This is a genomic window from Parasphingorhabdus sp., assembly GCF_049667325.1.
GTDB lineage: Bacteria > Pseudomonadota > Alphaproteobacteria > Sphingomonadales > Sphingomonadaceae > Parasphingorhabdus.
The window spans coordinates 1-2,926 of sequence record NZ_JBATHY010000261.1; the positions used below are offsets into that span (position 1 = coordinate 1).

Here is a 2,926-nt window from a genome sequence, read left to right on the forward strand (position 1 = left end):
GTCCTGGTCTGTCGTGGGGTAAAAACCGCCGGGGCTCAGGCCTCGGCAGGAGCAACCTTTTTCTCGGCCATCAACTCGCCGAGTTCGCCCGCTTCATACATTTCCATCATGATATCGCTGCCGCCGACGACTTCGCCTTTGACATAGAGTTGCGGAATCGTCGGCCAATCGGAATAGTCTTTTATTCCCTGACGCACTTCCATGTCCTGCAGCACGTCAAACGAGTCGAACGCGACCCCCAAATGCTCAAGAATGGCAATCGCGCGGCTTGAAAAACCGCACTGCGGGAAAAGCGGAGTGCCTTTCATGAACAACACAACGTCATTGCTGTTCACAACGGTTTCGATTTTTGCTTTCACATCGCTCATATATATTCTCCTATTCGGGAATCGCCGTGGTGAGTTGCAGCGCGTGCAGTTCACCACCCATTTTACCCTTTAGCGCAGCGTAGACCGCCTGATGCTGTTTGACACGGTTCATGCCCGCGAACGAGGCAGACGTGACTTTTGCGGCATAATGATCGCCGTCACCGGCAAGATCGGTAATTTCAACCGAAGCGTCCGGGAAAGCGGTTAAAATCATCGCCTCGATATCTGCACTGGCCATTGGCATGCGGCTTAGCTGGCTTCTTCGATAAACTGACGCCGGGCTTCAACCATTTTATCGGTCAATGCCGTACGGATGGCCGAATCGTCGATTTCGACGCCAGCAGAGGTCAGATCACCCAATAGCTTGCGAATGACATCTTCGTCGCCGGCTTCTTCGAAATCAGCCGCTACGACTTCTTTCGCATAGGCATCGGTTTCTTCCGAAGTCAGTCCCATTTTCTCCGCAGCCCATTGGCCGAGCAGGCGATTGCGCCGCGCAGTGACCCTGAACTGCATCTCTTCATCACGCGCAAACTTTGTTTCAAATGCGTTCTCGCGATCCTTAAAATTTGTCATTGGTTTCCCTTGATCCGTGTTAACATAAAAATAGGCATCACCGATGCGTCCTGCAAGTGCGGCAGCGCAATCAGTCGGCGACTTTGACGACCAATTTACCGATAGCGCCGCGATCTGCCATTTTCTGGATAGCCTGGCCGGCATTTTCAAACGCGAATGTCTCGGACACGCGCGGTTGGATCAGGCCCTGTTTCCACAGCTTGAACAGCCGGTCGATATGCGCCCGGTTGCCCTTGGGATCGCGCGCTGCATAAGCGCCCCAGAACACACCACAGACATCACAGGATTTCAGCAGCGTCAGATTGAGCGGCAATTTGGCGATACCCGCTGGAAATCCAACCACCAGAAAGCGGCCTTCCCAGGCAATCGAGCGCACAGCCGGTTCGCTATAGTCACCGCCAACTGCGTCATAAATGACATCGGCTCCGCCCGGACCAACGGCTGCCTTGAATTGCGCAGCAAGTGCCTTGGACTGATCCTTGTCGAACGGCGCACGGCCATAAACTACGGTTTCGTCAGCACCGGCAGCTTTCGCGAACGCAGCTTTTTCATCAGAGGATACCGCCGCCACAACCCGGGCGCCAAAGGCCTTGCCCAATTCGACGGCCGCGATACCCACACCGCCGGAGGCGCCGAGCACCAGAAGGGTTTCGCCTTCCTTGATATGGCCGCGATCGACAAGAGCATGGATCGACGTGCCATAGGTCAGGATCAACGCCGACGCATCTTCAAAGCTGACGCTATCGGGAATTTTGAATATACTATTCTGGTCTACGGCAACCTTCTCGACCAGACCGCCATGGCCGGTTGTGGAAGCAACGCGGTCACCAACCTTGAGGTCTGTGACACCTTCGCCGACTGCAGCAATGACGCCGGAAACTTCGCCGCCCGGCGCGAACGGCCGTGGTGGTTTGAACTGGTACATATCCTGGATGATCAGGACGTCGGGATAGTTGATCGAACAGGCTTTGACATCGATGACGACTTCGCCCTTTCCCGCAACCGGATCGGCGACATCCAGCATCTCTAGTGTGTCGGGTCCGCCCACTTTGGTTGACATCAAAGCCTTCATTTTATTCCCTTCCTGGAATGTTGTTCGGATCCTATGCTGCCACCGGTTTCAGCCAGGGCTGTGCAGAATCGCTGTTCTTCTCGTGCCGCTCTATGGCATCGGATTTTGCCATTGTCAGGTCTATTTCATCCAGACCCTCGACCAGACACTGATGCCGGAACGGATCCATATCAAATGGGAATCGGTCCTGGAACGGCGTGGTCACACTCATGCTTTCCATGTCGATAGTGATCGGATTGGTTTTCGCAACCTCCATCAACCGGTCAATCGCTGCTTGCGGCAAGGCGATCGCAAGCAAGCCGTTTTTGAAGGCATTGCCAGAGAAAATATCGGAGAAACTCGGCGCAATGACCGCCTTGATACCAAGGTCGTCCAGCGCCCAGGCGGCATGCTCGCGGCTTGATCCACAGCCGAAATTATCTCCCGCGATCAATATATTGGCTCCGGCATATTCCGGATCATCGAAAATATTGCCATCCTGAGCGCGGATCGTTTCGAACGCGCCCTCGCCCAGCCCTTCGCGCGAAATCGTTTTCAGCCATTTTGCCGGAATGATGACATCGGTATCGACATTTTTCTGGCCAAAGGGAATGGCCCGGCCTTCAACGCGATTGACGGGTGTCATCTCTATTCGTCTTCACTATCGTCGATGAAATCGTCGTCGCCATCGTCATCACCGTCATCATAATCGTAATCCGGCTCATTTTCGTATTTGGGCAGAGGCTTGTCGGTAACCGGCTTGAAATCATCATGCTTTTTCATCTGGTGCCGTCCGGCATACATGAGAGCCGCCGCAACCGCTGCCGAGCCGATGGCCGCGCCGACTTTGGCGCGGTTTGACCATTTTCCCGTTTCACCGTCCCGGGGCGTCTCTTTCTTCACCGGCTGCTCGTCAGGCCGTTTGTCATTC

Annotated in this window: 6 protein-coding genes; all 6 read right to left on the reverse strand. The window is 54.8% G+C overall.

Features of this window, described 5'->3' with window-relative positions:
* Positions 1–35 precede the first annotated feature (35 nt).
* A complete protein-coding gene (grxD, locus tag WBM93_RS11740) occupies positions 36–368 on the reverse strand; it encodes a Grx4 family monothiol glutaredoxin (protein WP_424432053.1) in 333 nt (110 codons plus the stop codon).
* A 10-nt stretch (positions 369–378) separates the two neighbouring features.
* Positions 379–612, reverse strand: coding sequence for a BolA/IbaG family iron-sulfur metabolism protein (locus WBM93_RS11745; protein ID WP_424432054.1), 234 nt, complete (start codon positions 610–612; stop codon positions 379–381).
* Between the two features lie 5 nt (positions 613–617).
* A complete protein-coding gene (locus tag WBM93_RS11750) occupies positions 618–944 on the reverse strand; it encodes a DUF1476 domain-containing protein (RefSeq protein WP_424432055.1) in 327 nt (108 codons plus the stop codon).
* 70 nt (positions 945–1,014) lie between these two features.
* Positions 1,015–2,016 (reverse strand): NADPH:quinone oxidoreductase family protein, encoded by a 1,002-nt coding sequence (locus tag WBM93_RS11755; RefSeq protein WP_424432056.1) that lies wholly within the window; start codon positions 2,014–2,016, stop codon positions 1,015–1,017.
* Between the two features lie 31 nt (positions 2,017–2,047).
* Positions 2,048–2,641, reverse strand: coding sequence for a 3-isopropylmalate dehydratase small subunit (gene leuD, locus WBM93_RS11760; protein WP_424432057.1), 594 nt, complete (start codon positions 2,639–2,641; stop codon positions 2,048–2,050).
* Between the two features lie 2 nt (positions 2,642–2,643).
* A partial coding sequence (locus WBM93_RS11765; RefSeq protein ID WP_424432058.1) for a hypothetical protein occupies positions 2,644–2,926 on the reverse strand: 283 nt, incomplete at its 5' end.

Excerpts from the sequence above, each read along its gene's own strand:
- grxD (WP_424432053.1), bottom strand. The coding sequence starts at position 368 with ATGAGCGATGTGAAAGCAAAAATCGAAACCGTTGTGAACAGCAATGAC.
- WBM93_RS11745 (WP_424432054.1), bottom strand. The coding sequence starts at position 612 with ATGCCAATGGCCAGTGCAGATATCGAGGCGATGATTTTAACCGCTTTC.
- WBM93_RS11750 (WP_424432055.1), bottom strand. The coding sequence starts at position 944 with ATGACAAATTTTAAGGATCGCGAGAACGCATTTGAAACAAAGTTTGCG.
- WBM93_RS11755 (WP_424432056.1), bottom strand. The coding sequence starts at position 2,016 with ATGAAGGCTTTGATGTCAACCAAAGTGGGCGGACCCGACACACTAGAG.
- leuD (WP_424432057.1), bottom strand. The coding sequence starts at position 2,641 with ATGACACCCGTCAATCGCGTTGAAGGCCGGGCCATTCCCTTTGGCCAG.